The 16,461-nt window shown below is 40.9% G+C and carries 17 protein-coding genes; 1 reads left to right on the top strand and 16 read right to left on the bottom strand.

All coding sequences use genetic code 11. The features are described from left to right. Positions 1–246: 246 nt before the first annotated feature. The 5 genes from M3205_RS12410 to M3205_RS12390 form a co-directional block, all read right to left on the bottom strand. Positions 247–1,083 carry a sialate O-acetylesterase gene (locus M3205_RS12410; protein WP_251170197.1) on the bottom strand — a complete coding sequence of 279 codons (837 nt, stop codon included), beginning with the start codon at positions 1,081–1,083 and terminating at the stop codon, positions 247–249. 287 nt (positions 1,084–1,370) lie between these two features. Further along, positions 1,371–1,913, bottom strand: coding sequence for a small multi-drug export protein (locus M3205_RS12405; protein ID WP_251170196.1), 543 nt, complete (start codon positions 1,911–1,913; stop codon positions 1,371–1,373). Positions 1,914–1,927: 14 nt separating this feature from the next. Further along, the gene (locus M3205_RS12400; protein ID WP_251170195.1) at positions 1,928–2,356 is read right to left on the bottom strand and encodes a hypothetical protein; all 429 of its coding nucleotides are present in this window, start codon (positions 2,354–2,356) and stop codon (positions 1,928–1,930) included. A 2-nt stretch (positions 2,357–2,358) separates the two neighbouring features. After that, a complete protein-coding gene (locus M3205_RS12395) occupies positions 2,359–2,562 on the bottom strand; it encodes a helix-turn-helix transcriptional regulator (protein WP_251170194.1) in 204 nt (67 codons plus the stop codon). 524 nt (positions 2,563–3,086) lie between these two features. Continuing rightward, positions 3,087–3,950 (bottom strand): manganese catalase, encoded by an 864-nt coding sequence (locus M3205_RS12390; RefSeq protein ID WP_159865807.1) that lies wholly within the window; start codon positions 3,948–3,950, stop codon positions 3,087–3,089. 461 nt (positions 3,951–4,411) lie between these two features. Here M3205_RS12390 and M3205_RS12385 point away from each other — a divergent pair, with 461 nt between their 5' ends. Next, positions 4,412–4,951, top strand: a complete 540-nt coding sequence (locus tag M3205_RS12385; RefSeq protein WP_251170193.1) for a hypothetical protein — start codon at positions 4,412–4,414, stop codon at positions 4,949–4,951. Positions 4,952–5,274: 323 nt separating this feature from the next. On the opposite strand, the gene M3205_RS25630 is transcribed toward M3205_RS12385, so the two are convergent. From M3205_RS25630 to M3205_RS12330, 11 genes are all read right to left on the bottom strand, one after another. Next, a complete protein-coding gene (locus M3205_RS25630) occupies positions 5,275–5,397 on the bottom strand; it encodes a hypothetical protein (RefSeq protein WP_285886282.1) in 123 nt (40 codons plus the stop codon). A 609-nt stretch (positions 5,398–6,006) separates the two neighbouring features. Next, positions 6,007–7,197 (bottom strand): ABC transporter substrate-binding protein, encoded by a 1,191-nt coding sequence (locus M3205_RS12375; RefSeq protein WP_251170192.1) that lies wholly within the window; start codon positions 7,195–7,197, stop codon positions 6,007–6,009. A 309-nt stretch (positions 7,198–7,506) separates the two neighbouring features. Beyond that, complete coding sequence (locus M3205_RS12370) at positions 7,507–8,214, bottom strand: ABC transporter ATP-binding protein (protein ID WP_251170191.1); 708 nt, start codon at positions 8,212–8,214, stop codon at positions 7,507–7,509. Further along, entirely contained in the window at positions 8,207–8,971 is a 765-nt protein-coding gene (locus tag M3205_RS12365) for an ABC transporter ATP-binding protein (RefSeq protein ID WP_251170190.1), read from the bottom strand. Before M3205_RS12365 ends, M3205_RS12370 begins: the two co-directional genes overlap by 8 nt. A 2-nt stretch (positions 8,972–8,973) precedes the next feature. Next, on the bottom strand, positions 8,974–10,008 hold the full coding sequence (locus tag M3205_RS12360; protein WP_251170189.1) for a branched-chain amino acid ABC transporter permease: 1,035 nt from the start codon (positions 10,006–10,008) through the stop codon (positions 8,974–8,976). 2 nt (positions 10,009–10,010) lie between these two features. Beyond that, positions 10,011–10,874 (bottom strand): branched-chain amino acid ABC transporter permease, encoded by an 864-nt coding sequence (locus M3205_RS12355; protein WP_251170188.1) that lies wholly within the window; start codon positions 10,872–10,874, stop codon positions 10,011–10,013. Between the two features lie 325 nt (positions 10,875–11,199). Then, positions 11,200–11,928: a 2-phosphosulfolactate phosphatase gene (locus M3205_RS12350; protein ID WP_251170187.1), complete on the bottom strand. Its 729-nt coding sequence runs from the start codon at positions 11,926–11,928 to the stop codon at positions 11,200–11,202. Between the two features lie 25 nt (positions 11,929–11,953). Beyond that, positions 11,954–13,009 carry a phosphotransferase family protein gene (locus tag M3205_RS12345; RefSeq protein ID WP_251170186.1) on the bottom strand — a complete coding sequence of 352 codons (1,056 nt, stop codon included), beginning with the start codon at positions 13,007–13,009 and terminating at the stop codon, positions 11,954–11,956. A gap of 88 nt (positions 13,010–13,097) precedes the next feature. After that, positions 13,098–14,267 carry a thiolase family protein gene (locus tag M3205_RS12340; RefSeq protein ID WP_251170185.1) on the bottom strand — a complete coding sequence of 390 codons (1,170 nt, stop codon included), beginning with the start codon at positions 14,265–14,267 and terminating at the stop codon, positions 13,098–13,100. Between the two features lie 30 nt (positions 14,268–14,297). Continuing rightward, on the bottom strand, positions 14,298–15,071 hold the full coding sequence (locus tag M3205_RS12335; RefSeq protein ID WP_251170184.1) for an SDR family oxidoreductase: 774 nt from the start codon (positions 15,069–15,071) through the stop codon (positions 14,298–14,300). Positions 15,072–15,083: 12 nt separating this feature from the next. Next, on the bottom strand, positions 15,084–16,289 hold the full coding sequence (locus M3205_RS12330) for an acyl-CoA dehydrogenase family protein (RefSeq protein ID WP_251170183.1): 1,206 nt from the start codon (positions 16,287–16,289) through the stop codon (positions 15,084–15,086). Between the last annotated feature and the right edge of the window lie 172 nt (positions 16,290–16,461).

Raw genomic sequence — 16,461 nt, 5'->3', positions numbered from 1 at the left:
GTAACTTAATTGTATCAGAAGTGGTCCTTATTTTTCTCAAAAACAATCAAAGCCGGTGACATTTTACTCGTCGTAAAATGTCACCGGCTTTTTCATTTCAGAGGTGGGTTTTGTCCCAGCCTCTTTGCTCTATTATAGCCATTTGAGATGTCAAAAGAACTGTCAATTTCGGTGCATATTTTTAGAAAAGTACCTCAAAACGGAACCCTTTAAGTTTACAGGTAAGCTCTCTTCTATATTTAAATTTTATTTATGAGAGACAGCTTTTGAAAACTCCTCAAAGGTCATTTCTCCTAAGGCAAACTTTGTACTTTCAACAAAGATCTGTTCATTTTTCGTCAGTTCACGTTTTGCGGCCTTTTCGATCCATTCCTCTTCTAAATCCAGGCTATCTAAAACATGCTTTTGTTTTGAAAAAGCTTCATAATACCTTAATCCAAATTTCCTTTGGGAAACAGCATCAGTATGTATGCCATCTGGATTTGCCGTCAAGCCTCTTGAAGTTACAAAATAACAATTCTTTTCAGAGTGAGCTACTTTAGACAAAATCTCGTTTATTTGTTTGTATTCTGCCGCAGTTTTCCCAAATCCCGACTGCCCCAGATAATGCCCCAGCTCACCTATAATGATCGGAATATCCGATGCATTCAATTCTTCCCTCAAGTGTTTAAACAATGAAAGCAATTTATCTTCATATGTTTTATACCGTTCTCCGTAACTGTCGCTTTCACCCTGATGCCACAGGATTCCGACTAGTTCACTTGTTTCCATTGCGAATTTTGCTTCAGAAATCGCGTGTCTGGTTAATACTCCATCGATTGCCCATTCATCAATAGAGCTGCCTCCCTCTGCACATGGAATAAGCCCTATTTTCTCGCCTGGATGATCCTTTGTCCAAGCCTCGGCAAAAGAGGCAGCCGGCCCAACACCAGCAACGTGGCGATCAACATTGATCGGTTCCGCCAGCATTTGCCATCTGCCGTTTCGCAGCACCTGTATGTTCTCATTAATAATAGGCGGCACATCTTCCAAAAATCCTCTGCCAGCCATGTTGGATTGTCCGGTTAATAATATAGATTTCATAAAGTCTCCTTTCTTTTGTCGAGTTTTAATTCAATTTAATAGCCTCATATTATGTTACGCACCACATTTGTACATTTTTTGGGCTATACTCCCTAATACTTCTAATCGTATTTTCACAATATCATTTTTCCAGTTACCTTAGAAAGTATAGTACCCTTTTCTGTGTCACTCTACCATGCAAAATGAATTCAGTTCCAACTCAGTGAAAAGAAAAAGGACACTTTCTATGCAAAAGCGCCCGATAAATTTATTAGTATGAAGGATCTTAAAGGTATCAATCTGAAATATTAGTTGCTGAATAGGCGGACTAAAAAGCCATCTTCTTCGACATGGGGCATAAAATAGGTAATTCCATAACTTGCAGCTACAGAGATAATGACTGTCCAAAGGAATAAACTCGCCAGCATCCAGCCGGTTACCCTCTTTCTTGTCGAACCAAAGCTCATACCCATAAATGCGGATATATGAGATCCGACGAAAAAAGGGCCAATGATCGCCAAGCCGGGTAAGCCATATTTGTCAAAAAGTACACGGGCACGCTTGCTTTTTTTCGACTCTTCCATGCCCTCAGCATCTGCTTGTGCTGCTGCAACTTCTTCAACATGGATAATTTCTTGCATACGCTTCTTTTGTTTTCTCTTTTTCATCCATTTCTTCACTTGATCCACAAAAACAATTAACAAAACGACAGTCAGAGCATTCCCTAAAAAGGCAACTATCGCGGTCAATACTGGAGATAAACCACCGATGATAGCCAATGGAATAACAGTAATAAGTTCAAATAACGGGATTGCTGCCAGAAGAAATACCAATATATACGATAAAATCATTTCACGTACTCCCCTTATTCATAAAGTTTTTTAACTTCCGACCAAAAAATAAAATACTGCCCAATGCCAAGTACAGTCAAAGTGATGACTGGGAGCAGCTCGACATCTTTAAAAAGTGTCACCGCAACAATTGCTGCCGGAATTGCAAAATAGTAATAAATATAAACCTTACGGCAAGCCCGATACGTAATATATTGATGTCCTTCATCTTCCTCCTTCAGTTCATAAGGGATGAAGGTAAGAATACGAATCTTCCTGTCTGGGTACTTGCGGTTAAAATAAACCATTGTTCCGAAATAGATGATGACAAAAATAGCATAAGAAATAAAAATCATTGTCGTCATGTAATTTTGCTGCTCTAAAACGATGCTCATTGAATAAATGACCGCAAGCCCAATTAGAAACACGCTCATTGTAAAAGGTGAACGCAAAAACCGTTCCATGATTACTCCTCCCCCTCAATCCAAAACACTTCCTCTAAATTCACACGTAATGCTTTAGAAATTTTCAGTGCTAGCAGCACAGATGGAGCATAGTCCCCTTTTTCAATCATGCCAATAGTTTGACGGGTGGCCCCAACTAATTTACCTAAATCAGATTGAGTAAAATCATGCCTCGCTCTTAATTCCTTCACTCTATTTCTCAGCATATCTAACATCCCCTATTACCGTTTCCTGCATCTTCATTGTAAAGGATACTTAACATTAGGTCAAATAAATTTGTCATTTTGTTAAGAATTCATACCATTCAATATAATTTTTTTTAGTTTCAAAGCCTGGGCTATAAGGGGGTCTATCTCAAATAAAATGATATCTTGAGGAGCTAGTTCGTATAACAGAAGACTCACATTGACAATTGGCTATCATACTCATACACCTGGTACATCGGAAGAACAAATAGAGCAATTTCTCAATCATGTGATTAAAGAACAGCTATATTGTTGGCAGAACGGATTTCCTAACAGCTGTTTAGTGGATTCCTAAATTTAAGGTACTTTTATGCATGTTAAGACAGATTAAGCATGGCTGTTAAAATTTTTTATGTAACCTGTGCATACTCGGGTAAGTCTGCAATAATTCTTACAAGATTAAATGTATTAAAAGAGCCCCACTTGTTTGGAAAAGTGGGGCATTGATTTAAATTAGAACAGTATTACTGCTACCTGATTAAAAATTAGCACATGCTGGGAGGAATATTTGTCGGGTTCATCTTTAGAGCTTGTGGTGGAGTATTAAAAATATATGGCGGCGCCGGTTTTAGTTTTGGTGCCTTAGCAAATGGAAGCGGATGTTCAACATAATTGAATGTACCCTGACAATCCATGCTCGTTCCATGTGCCCACCTTCCCTTTGCACTATCATTCCCTTGTGAAAAGTTAAATAAAGTATAGGATACTTCACGTTTTTCAAGCTCTTTAGGGAATGCTACCGGAACAACAATGCCTCCTTCTGCTTCCTCAAGTTCCTTAATAGCCGCAATCCACTGGTTTTGGTGCATCGTGTCGCGTGCAATAAGAAAAGACAGCATATCCTTTACGCCTCTGTCATTTGTAGACTCGTATAAACGAACAGCCTGGAGTCTTCCTTGAGATTCAGCATTTAAATTAGCTCTGAAATCAGCTAAAAGATTGCCACTCGCAGCAATATAGTCAGCCTTCCAACGGTTACCGACACTGTCAGATGGCATCGCACCCAGTCCTGACACAATAGCATGCTGCGGGTTCATACCACCTAGAATAGCACCTAAGACTGGATCCTTCGCGGCCTCTTCCAGGTCTCCTACCGGCGCATTATCTAACAAACGGGCTATCATGGTTGCCAGCATCTCTATATGTGCAAGCTCTTCTGTCCCAGTATCCATTAGCAAATCTTTATACTTTCCATTCCCTCTTACATTCCACCCTTGAAATAGGTATTGAAGTGCAACAGAGATTTCTCCAAATTGCCCTCCCAGTACTTCCTGTAACTTTTTTGCGAAAATTGGATCTGGCCTTTCGGGTTTAGCCTGATATTGCAATTCTTTTATATGATAAAAAATAGGGATCTCCTCCTCTTTTTTCTAATTGCCCACCAATCCATCTTATGCAATTTTTTACGGTGTTGCTCCTGTACACTTTAATAACACCAATTGCACGTATTGAATTCATTCAAAAATGGCTGGATAGTGGCAGGAAGGAATCTCCGCAAGAAATAGATCGAATTCTAACGACTATGACAGCTAATGGCAATCTGAACCATCTCGAAGGGTCCGCTTCCAATTGATTCTCCTGACCCAGAAACTGAGGCACCACTTGATCCAATATAATTTAATGATCTCTGATGATAATTTAACTACCGGAACTTGGATCTCTTCTTCTGCATTAGTGTTAGTAGTAACAGTGAATAAAGGAATTACTAGTAATATAGCTAAGAACTTTGGAACTGGAAGTTTTCCCCTTTGCAATTCTCCAACTCTTTTCATAGCATTTATATTATAGTAAATAACTGGAAGGTGTTTTAATGAAAAGATATTCAATCTCTGCATTGCTGCTTTTAGGGGCTCTTTTATTTGGGCTTGTAGTATATGTATCAGTATTTAATGAATTTGGCTCAAATGGAAACACCTTTTTAAATGCTTATGATGATTATATGAAACACACTGAATATGAAAGCTTAGAATTTCATCCGGATGAAGATCATATATATTTTTTATATGAAAATACTTCTGAGAATACGATAGGGTTAGTTGAGTACAGTAAAAATGGAGAAGTGAAAACTGAAATGGGAAAGCAAAAGGGTTTAGATTTTTATGTTCTTTTTCTTGAAGGAGAATATAATAATTATACAGGAGTAAAGTTTGAGAGAGACCCTCAGGAAGTCGGTTACTTTGAGTTAAATTCGCAAGAGGGAAAAACAGAAAAATTTGTAGTTAATTCAAACAAAGAGAATTCTTATACAGAGAGTTACATAGCTAAAACAAAGTTAGACCCTGACAGCATTCAAAGGATAAAAGTCTTCACTAAGGACGGTGAACAAATATACCAGGAAAGTATAAAGTAAGCTTTTATTAGCTATAGTAACCGTGATGGTTTCTGTTTTAAAGATTCCCACAAACTATTACATTTGTATCGCAAAAATGATCACAGATTTATACCTCTGATCATTTCTTAAACTTAGTTCCTTTAGCACAGAAACAGAGAAATCTAATTAATTTGTTGACAAATGTGTAATTATAAATTAAGCGTTAATCCATCATAATACTAACAACCAAACCTTTATACACTAAGGGTTTGGTCGTTTACTAAGGCAAGTTTATGAATGCGTTAATTTATATTATATGAACATTTATTCCTTTATCGTTAGAAATTAGCCTGGTATTTTAGTCAGGCTTTCTTAATGGTTAGTATGTGAGCACTGACTGCCTTAATAGAGTGAACTGCTAAAGCGCATGAATTCCGGATCGCTTCATTCTCATCCTTATCCTTAATGCTGCGTTGCTTTATCATCACAAAGCTTATATCTATTAATGACCAGCCTTTCTTCTATAAATCCTTGAAGCTACTCCATACGCTATCGATCCAAATTCAACACCTACTTTTTTGTGGCACCCCTTACTTCTCGCTCCTCTTTACTATAGAGCTTATGGACTCTTAGTGGCTCAATCAGTATTTGTCGAACAGTTGTACTAGGATTTAAGGATGCGTATAGATATTGAAAAATCTTTTGAATCTTTCTTCTAAACTGTTTCATCCTTTTGTTTGAAAGATTACTTATTTTTTTATTACCAAAATAAATTTGGCCCTAAGTTGGATTTTTTAACCGTCGTATTGTTCTACCAGTTGTCGATTTTCCGCAACCACTCTCTCCAACAAGTCCAAAATTTTTCCAAAGTGTAGACAAACCCTTATTCAAAAATTCATCTTGGAAAAAAGGTTTTGCTTCTTTTTTTGTAGCATATTTGGTATTTCATGTTCCGAAACACTGCCATATATTGATGATGTATTAATCACAAAAACGGCTATCGACTTTGTCGACAGCCTAAGAAGCTGGCATATACCAGCTCCTACATTTATTTTTCTGCAGCTAATTATTGGAGGTTAGCAAAAAAACTGCTCTTACTTCACCTTTATAGGTACAATCTTGCCATCTTCAATGGCCGCCACAGTCAATTCCGCATCAAATCCGCCGTGCTTATCAATCGTCGGGATGAGGTATACTTTCTTATCTTCAGGCATATTATCCAAACCGTCCTGCATATGTGCCATAATTTTCTCAGTGTCATCTGCTGTGCCTGCAGCTTTCATCGCTTCCACCAACGCATAGGTTGCAAAATAGTTTAAACCAGCTTCGGAGCCGGGATCTTCATTGTATTTCTCATTATAGCTTTTGACAAAATTCGGAACCCCTGGGCTATCGGAATCAACTAATGGCATTACGCCAACTGCACCGTTCAGAACATCGTATGTGCCTGTCACTTTCTTCATTTCATCAAATTTCGCCTGGTCCATCACAATGAAACCGCCCTTGAATCCAAGTTCTCTCGCCTGTTTTGCAACTTTTGCGGTTGGTTCAGACGGTCCGCCGATAAATAATACATCAGGGTTTTCTTTTAACGCATTCGTAACAATGGTAAAGAAATCTGTTTCTTTTGCAAAGTCAATTGAAGAATTGTAAACCACTTTTCCTCCCTGTTTCTCCCAATATGGCTGTAATTCTTCAGCCCAGTCTTTTCCATATTGTGATGCAGTCGGAAGAAAGGCAATCTTATTTCCGAAATTCCCCATTGCGTATTTGGTGAAAGGCTCAATATAACCATCGTATCGTGGTGGAATCCGGACGGTTAATTTGTTTCCACTTTCAGTGATCTGCGGTTCACTTGTATATGCGCCAATAATGAATTTTTCCATTTGGTTAAATACCTGAAGAGCAGCAACTCCGCCGCTGTGAGGCGTGAAAATAATCGGAGTCTTATTTTCCTGCATTAGCCTCTTTGCATTGGCGCCTGCTTCATTTGGCAAATATTTATCATCTAAAGATACAACATTCAGTTTCATTTTCTTCCCATTAACTTCAAAACCGCCCGCATCGTTTATTTCTTCAGCTGCCATTTTTACACCATTCAGTGTACGCTCTCCATAAAAGGCAGCTGGACCACTTAAAGGACCCGTGTATCCTATATTGACTGTACCCTCATCGTTTGCACTGCCTTTCTCTCCATTTGCTGTTGTCTGTTGTGAAGAACTGCATGCTGAAAGGCTAATGATTAAGGCAAATAATACACTTAATAAGACCCATTTTTTTTTCATTTTAAACATTTCCCCCTTTTTAATCACTTTGTTAACCTTGTCAGTTGATTCCCATTCCCGTGTTTACTTTCAGCAGGCGATCTGACTCTACTCGGTATCTTAGTGGTCTCCCTTTTCGCTCTCCCGCAGGACATGTTCGAAAGACCTCTTTGAAAAAATGCACCATGAAGAAAATGCGAAGGCATTTTCGAGGATTCTACGTCTTCTACTGTGTGAAAATAATCAAGGTAAGCTTTAACAAATTTTATTATTTAAAATACTCACAACCCTAAAAGCGCAGACCATCACCTCCTATAAACTAACATTGGCTTAAGCACCAATATAGGCCTTCCTAACTTCATCATTCGAAAAAAGCTCTTCCGAGGTTCCTTCAAGAACCACTGAACCATTTTCAAACACATATCCTTTATCTGCAATTTTCAAAGCCGCATTTGCATTTTGCTCTGCCAGGAGTATGGTGGTGCCTTCACGGTTAATTTTCTGGATTACCTCAAACATTTGCTCAACAATCAATGGAGCAAGCCCGATGGAGGGTTCGTCCAGCAGCATCAGCTTTGGCTTAGCCATCAGTGCCCTGCCGATAGCCAGCATTTGTTGCTGGCCGCCGCTTAACGAACCCGCCATGTCATTCTGCTTTTCACTTAAAGTCGGAAATAACTCAAAAACATACTCCATTGAATCTTTCGTCTTTTTTCTATGACTCCTGTGAACGAATGCACCCATTTTTAAGTTTTCGTAAACAGTCATCATAGGAAATAGCTTTCTTCCCTCCGCACATTGGACAATTCCTGACTTTACAATTTTATCTGGAGAGCTTTTGGAAATGGAGCTTCCTTCGAAATGAGTACTTCCCGAAGCAGCTTTGTTAAGGCCGCTGATTGTCCGGAAAACTGTACTTTTCCCAGCCCCGTTTGCACCTAGCAGGACCACGATCTGTCCCTCTGAAACATCAAGGTTTACATTTTGGACTGCTGTGAAACTGCCATATTTTACGGATACATCCTTTAATTCAAGCACTCGCGTTCCCTCCCAGATATGCCTTTATGACAGTAGGGTTATTCCTTATTTCCTCAGGTGTTCCTTCCGCAATCTTTTCACCATAGTTTAATACCATAATTTTATCTGCCAATTTCATAATCATCTGCATCTTGTGCTCAATGAGGCACACTGTAATGCTGTTTTGGACCATTTTTTCCATCAATTCCGCCAATCCTTCAGTTTCTTCAGGATTTACACCTGCTGCAGGCTCATCAAGAAATACAATTTCAGGTTCTGTTGCGAGTGCAAGAGCAAACGCAGTGCGTTTTTTCTCTTCCTGTGTCAAACTGCCAACAAGTTTATCTTCTACTTTTTTCAAACCAGCAAATTCAATTACTTCCATGGCTTTCTCACGGCATTGTTCTTCTTCACGCTTTAGTCTTGGAGTTCTGAAAATTGCGTCGATCAAAGTGGATTTCGTCCTTAACCGGTGACCGACAATTACATTATCAAGAACGGTTGATTGTTCAAATAGGTTGGTAGTCTGAAAGGTCCTGGCTATACCCAGCTTAGCGATTTTGTTGGAAGGCAGAGCAGTTATGTCCTGTCCTTTATAAAGTACTTTCCCAGAACTGGGAGAATGGAAGCCGCTCAGTAAATTAAAAAAGGTAGATTTACCAGCCCCATTCGGGCCGATAATTGCATTGATCTTCCCCTGTTCAATAGTAAAATCAACATTATTGACAGCAGTCAAGCCTCCAAATCTTTTTGTTAAATTTCTCGTTTCTAGAAACATCCTTACCCCTCCTTTACTTGATTTTCAGGTGCTATATCACTGCTTGGGAAGCTGTCTTCCTTTTTTTCATCCCTGAGAGAACGCTGTTTCATTCTACCTGCCTGCTTATTAGTCCAGCTGGCAATGGCACCAACAATCCCACGGGGATAAAAAATTACGAGCAAGGTAAGAACCGGGCCAAAAATCAGCATTCTGTAATCCTGTAAAAATTGCAGCTGCTGAGAAATCCATACAACCAGAACAGTACCGACAATCGGTCCCGAAAGTGTTCCGATCCCGCCAACCAGCAAATATGTCAGCAGATCAAAAGTAATAACGGTATGCCCAATATCCGGACCTATAAATCGGATGAAGGATGCATAAAGGGCACCTGATAATCCTGCAAAAAAAGTGGAAAGCACAAATGCAGTCAACTTATTCTTTATTGTCGAAATTCCTATGGCCTGTGCAAGGTCCTCGCTATTACGTATTGCAATATACGTTCTGCCGGTCAGTGAATGAATAATCCGATACATTGCCAGGACGGACAGAAGCAAGATAGACAAGACCAGGTAGTATTGCGACAACGGTGTCTGAAATGAAATCGGTCCGATGTTTCCTGGTGCAGGAATACCTATCAATCCCCGGACCCCTTCGGTTAAACTCTCCCATTTATCAATGACCAAATAAATAATATAGCCGACACACAGGGTGTATATTGCAAAAAAATGTTCCTTAGTCCTTAACGCAAGGAGTCCCACCAAAAATCCTATAACACTGGTTATGACTAGTGCCAGAACAAATGCAGCCCAAAAATTCATCTGCGCTTTTACAGTCAGCAAGCCGAGCGAATAGGCTCCTATTGCAAAAAACCCCGCATGTGCCAAGGATAAATACCCCGTATATCCAGCCAATAAATTTAAACCATACACACCGATCATCCAGATGAATGAAAGTGTCATCACATGAACCAGGTATTCATTTTGAGTGACTAGAGGAAAGAAAATGGCAAATAACAGCATTGCCAGAATGATATATTGCCGTTTCAGTATTTTCATCTTTAATGCCCTCCCTTTGCAAACAGGCCAGTAGGCTTAATTGATAGGATAATGACCAGGAGGATAAATGCTATGATATCTTTATAATCATTTGAAATATAGGTTGCCCCTAGACTTTCAGAAAATCCCAAAATGTATCCCCCTACAATCGCACCAGGTATGCTTCCCATTCCGCCTAGAATAATAATGACAAAGGCTTTTAAAATGACCAGATGGCCCATCCCTGGAAAGACTAGGTTAATAGGTGCCGCCAGAGAGCTTGCGATGGCTGCCAGCCCTCCTGAAATTAGAAAGGTAAGGATTGCCACTCGGCTTGTATTGATTCCAACCAGGCTAGCACCGTCCCGATCCTGTGACATCGCAATAATTGTTGCCCCGGTAAAGGTTTTCTTCAGGAACAGATAAAGAAGTAGCATAACTACAATAGCTGAAACAATAATCAATAGCCTTTGCATGGTAAATGTCAGCCCGAAAAGCTGAACGACCTGACCGTATGGAGATGGCATCGTTTTATATTCAGCACCCCAGACATATTGTGCAAAAGCTTCCAAAAATAGCAAAATGCCAATGGCAGCAATTTTGTCATGAATAGGAGGGGCATTTCTTAAAGGATGAAAAACGAGCCTCTCCATAAGCACTCCGATCAAACCAACTGTTAAAACAGAAAAAAGAATGGCCAGCCAGTAATGAAGGCCGTAATTCACCATCATCATTAAGGTAATATAGCCACCCATCATGTACAAAGCGCCATGTGCAAAGTTTGGAATATGAAGGATACCATACACTAGGGTCAGCCCAAGGGCTACAAGGGAATATACACTTCCGATTGTCAGCCCATTGAATAGCTGCTGAATCAAAATCTCCATCAGTCTCCTCCTTTATTTGTTTAATCGTTTTTATACAGTCAGCATGAAATGTTGAAAAGAATATGTCCTCATCTACTTTTTTTGCTTTATTCATTCTATTCGCTCCTCGATAATAGCCACCAGTTCATCTAGGATCTTCAATTTTAGCCAGCTTTTTCAGCCTTCATGGCTCTGGCACGATCATTTAAATGCTATATAACCGATCAGGAGTCTCCTCTTCAATTACGATGCCGAATTTTTGGCGAACATTCCAGCAAGGCTTTAACTTCCTTTTTTATGACATAAAGTACGTCTCCTTTATGTAAACGCTATCATTTAAGGGTACTTAAACGGAGATTAAATACTTATTTCCTTTCAGCTTGGGAATCACTGTAAACACACCTTCTTGTGAGATAAAATCAATTTCCTTTTCAAACCCATTTCTCATAAGCATTTTGCCAACACGCGAAGCTTTTAACACATCGGCACCATCCCGTTTGTTTGTTTGGTAGAACTTATGGGAAGCGATAGCAGAGTCATTTAGATTAATCTTCCCCTTGTATTGTTTCAAAAGGGAATCAATGAAGCATCCTGCCCCAAAGAAGTCTTCTAAATTAAATTCGTTCGACGAGCCAGAGCAAACCAGGATGATTGTCTCATCCTTATATTCTTTTAAAATATGATTTCCAACTGCCACTGAATTGAGAATGGAAGCAGCATAGACAGCCTTTGCTTCAGAGGAATTTTTGAGTGCAACTGTTCCGTTTGTTGTCGATAGTATGATCGTTTTTCCTTGAATCTTTTCTTTTAATGCAAGTGGATTTGGGGATAGGAAGCCATCAATTGTATTCCCCTGATATTCCCCCACCAGAACAAAACTGCCCTCTTCCATCCCCTTTGATTCTTCTTCAGCTGCAGTGCCACCCAGAACCGGGATCACCTCTCTTGCTCCGAATTCCAGAGCAGAGACGACAGTAGAAGTTGCTAGCAAAACATCAAAAACGACAGCAATTTTATTGTTGCGCATTTTATTGCAGTCAATGTCTTCCTTCTTTAATAGAAGATGAATCTTCATTATATTCAGCACCCCAATCCGTTTTTCATTTCTTGTCAGCTGTATAAAGTGAATATTGAATCAGGCCGCTTACAAAATCATCAAGTCTTGAAAAACGTTCATCCTTTGTCTGTCCTTTTTTCCATCTGTAATAAATCTGCTGGCAAATGACTGCAAGCTTAAAGTAGGCAAAAGTTAGATAAAAATTCATACTGGTCAAATCCCTGCCGCTTTTTATGGCATAGCTTTCCATAAACTCTTCCCTGGTCATAAATCCGGAAGTGGCTGTAATTGGCGGCATGCCCATGCCCCTTTTCAGAAGATTAGAATCATCAGGCTCAATCCAATAGCTCATTGCCACACCTAAATCGGCTAGCGGATCCCCGACGGTAGTCATCTCCCAATCGAATAGCCCAACCATTTGCTTTAATTGCTCATCGAACATTGAATTATTCAACTTGTAATCGTAATGGATAATAGCTGGTTCTTCTGATTCAGCGACATGAGTGATCATCCATTTCTTCAGTTTCTCCACACCCTCAATGTCTTCCGTTTCAACCTTTTCATACCGCTGAATCCAGCCAATGACCTGCCTTTTCATGAATCCTTCCGGCCTGGTTATTTCTGTTAACCCTGTTTTTGTATAGTCGATACTATGAAGAGCCACGAGTTGATCGACCATCGTTTCTGACAGGTTTCTACAAATTTCTATTGTCGGGACAACTCCTTCAGGGAAATCTGTATCTAAAACGATCCCTTTTTTTCTTTCCATAATAAAAAATGGAGCACCAATTACACTTTTATCTGCAAATATAAAAGGCTTAGGAGCTGCCTGAAAATGCGGGCTGATTTCTTCCAGTATCCGGTATTCTCTTCCCATGTCATGAGCTCTTGGGGTAACCGGTCCTAATGGCGGACGTCTTAATACCGCTTCCCAATTCCCTAATTTAAGCAAATAGGTTAAATTTGACTTTCCAAAACTAAATTGTTCAACAGTTAGAGGTCCCTCAGGAAGGTTAGGTAAATGCTCTCTCATAAATGCCTCGATTGCTGCAGCATCCAATTCTTCCCCTTTTCTGATAGGAATCGTATCAGAAGCCATAAAACCCAGCCTCCTTTTTCAAATTATTATTTGGCACTCCTGCAAAGGGGGAGACCAGCTATTTTAGCGTATATCTCCCCTTTTGTTATTACTCTCGTTCAATAATGGTTGCAATTCCCTGACCGCCGCCTATACAAGCCGTTATTAATGCATATCTCCCACCTCTTCTTTCGAGCTCATACACTGCTTTTGTAATCAAAATGGCTCCCGTTGCACCTAATGGATGCCCATGAGCAATGGCTCCGCCATTTACATTCACTTTTTCCATATCCATGTCAAGCTCACGGTTACAGGCAATAACCTGAGCAGCAAAGGCCTCGTTGATTTCAATGAGATCCATGTCCTCCAGTGTTAGCCCAGATTTGTCAAGAACTCTCCTTACTGCTGGGACAGGACCTATTCCCATGATGTTCGGATCCACCCCTGCCAAAGCTTGTTCTCTTATTACAGCCAAAGGCTTTATATCGAGTTCTGCCGCTTTATCCCTTGACATGACCACAAGTGCTGCTGCCGCATCATTCAAGCCTGAACTGTTGCCCGCCGTAACAGTGCCTCCCTGTAAGAATGCAGGCTGTAGCTTGGATAAAGCTTCAAGTGTTGTTTGCGGGCGAGGGTGTTCATCTCTTTTAAATAGGAGAGGGTCCCCTTTTTTCATAGGAATTGCAATCGGGACAATCTGCTCCTCGAAACGTCCATCTTCCATGGCATATGCCATTTTCCTCTGGCTTAAGAGTGAGTATTCATCCTGCTCCCTCCTACTAATTGAATATTTTTCAGCAAGATTTTCCGCTGTGATCCCCATGGTCGGATCCCCTATTTCCTTTGGGGAAAGCTGTGATTTTCTGAACCTTGGAGGGACTGGGCTATAAGGTTTTTCAGGGCGATCCATCAGGTACGGTGCTCTGCTCATACTTTCAATGCCGCCTGCAAGGTAAATATCACCATCACCCGAGCGTATTGCCTGCGCAGCAAGGTTTACAGCATTTATTCCGGACCCGCACTGCCGGTCGATTGTCATGCCAGGCAATTCAAGTGAGAGACCAGCTTGCAAGGCCGTCAGCCTGGCGATATTCCCGCCTCCGCTAATCACATTTCCCATGATGACATCATCGATTTCACTAGACTCAACATTTGCACGTCTTACAGCTTCTTTCAGCACTTCCGCTCCAAAGTTATGCGCTGGAATTGTGGCCAGCGCACCTCCCTGCTTCCCGATAGCCGTCCTGACTGCTGACACAATGACTGCATCTCTATTCATTTCAATTGACCTCCTTTTTCCGGTTTAGTTTTATAGCACATGTGTTCCTCCATCCACGACAAGAACATCACCAGTAATATAATCCGAGGCTGGAGCAGCCAAAAATACTGCTACCCCCTTAAGGTCTGTATCAGAACCAAATTTTCTTAACGGAGTTCCTTCCAGTATTCCGCTGCCCCCTTCCTCCAGCAAAACTTTGGACATTTTTGTCGGGAAAAATCCCGGAGCAATCGCATTAACATAAATGCCGCGAGGCCCCCACTTTACGGCTAGGTCCTTTGTAAAAGTAATTACTGCCCCCTTACTGGAGTTGTATCCGATGGCATTCATATATTTTGGATTAGACCCTTTAAGTCCAGCTACTGAGGCGATGTTAATTATTTTTCCGAATCCCTGCTCCAGCATTACCTTGCCCGCTGCCTGCGACATTAAAAAGGTTCCAGTTACATTCACATTGATGACCTTCTGCCAGGCTTCGAGCGGCATTTCTTCGACGGGTGCACCCCATGAGGCACCGCTGTTGTTGACAAGAATATCTATGTTGCCAAATTTTTCTACAGTTCGATCGACTACATTCTTCACATCTTGGGGATTCGTGATATCACATTTTAAAGCCATTGAATTTACGCCTAGCTCCTTTAGCTTTTTGCTTACGTCTTCACATGCTTCCAGCTTTCTGGAACAAACAACGACATTGGCCCCTGCTTCAGCAAAACCTAGCGCGATTTGTTCACCAAGCCCTCTGCCTCCGCCAGTTACGATCGCTGTTTTTCCTGTTAAGGAAAATAACTCTTTCACATGCATAATCAAGCCTCCCTACATATATTTTTTTAATTCGTATCGTGCAATGGCTCTCTTGTGAACCTCATCAGGCCCATCAGCCAATCTCAACGTCCGAATATTTGCCCAAGCAGCTGCCAATGTATAGTCCTCACTGACCCCTGCTGCTCCAAATGCTTGGATAGCCCGATCAATGATTTTTAAGGCAATATTTGGTGCAACCACTTTTATCATCGCTATTTCAGCCTTTGCCTCTTTGTTGCCGACTGTATCCATCATGAAAGCCGCTTTGAGTGTAAGCAGCCTGGCCTGCTCAATGTCAATTCTTGCTTCTGCAATCCATTCCTGGATAACCCCTTGATCAGATAGCTTCTTTCCAAAGGCAACCCTGTCCTGAACACGCTTGCACAATTCCTCTAACGCCCGTTCTGCAGCACCGATGGTTCTCATGCAATGATGAATCCTGCCTGGGCCCAAACGCCCCTGTGCTATTGCGAATCCCTTGCCTTCCCCTAAAAGCATATTTGCTGCAGGCACACGCACATTCTTATATTCAATTTCCGCATGTCCATGGGGGGCATGGTCATAACCGAACACAGGCAAAACCCTTTTAATCGTCACACCAGGAGTATCCAGCGGGACCAAGATCATGGATTGCTGTTCATGCTTAGGGGCAGAAGGATCATTCTTGCCCATGACAATGGCTATTTTGCAACGGGGATCACCAGCACCAGACGACCACCATTTTGTGCCGTTTATGATATACTCCTCTCCATCCCTGACGATGCTTGACTGGATGTTCGTTGCATCAGATGAGGCCACTTCCGGCTCAGTCATCGAAAAACATGAGCGGATTTCTCCTCTTAAAAGCGGCTGGAGCCATTGCTGTTTTTGATTCTCAGTCCCATAGCGGACTAAAACTTCCATATTGCCTGTATCGGGAGCTGCACAATTGAAGACCTCAGGTGCCATACTGGATCTCCCCATAATTTCACAAAGAGGAGCATACTCAAGATTCGTCAGTCCTCCGCCATATTCGCTTTCCGGCAAAAACAAATTCCAAAGACCTTTTTCTTTCGCCTTTTCTTTTAGCTCTTCCATGATTGGAGGAACCTTTGAAAAACGATCACTTTTACCAATCTGCTCCTTATAAACGTTCTCATTTGGATAGATAAACTCTTCCATAAATTCTGTCAGCCTTGCTTCCAATTGCCTCACTTTTACGGAATGAGTGAAATTCATGAATCCCACCTCTTTACTAAAATTAATCATACTGACTAGTTGGTATTTTACCAGTTTGCAATATGTGAAGTTTTTAGTATTTTTAGACCCATTGTCTTATTTTAGGGTCATAATTTTTTTTTGTTAACTGGTTTTAACAGCCTATGGAGTCAATATATGTAAGCTGAATGAT

It is taken from the genome of Cytobacillus firmus (assembly GCF_023715565.1).
In the GTDB taxonomy this organism is placed as follows: Bacteria; Bacillota; Bacilli; order Bacillales; family Cytobacillaceae; genus Cytobacillus; species Cytobacillus firmus_C.
The sequence above is the reverse complement of the archived record's forward strand: the minus strand, read 5'-3'. Positions and strand labels throughout refer to the sequence as shown.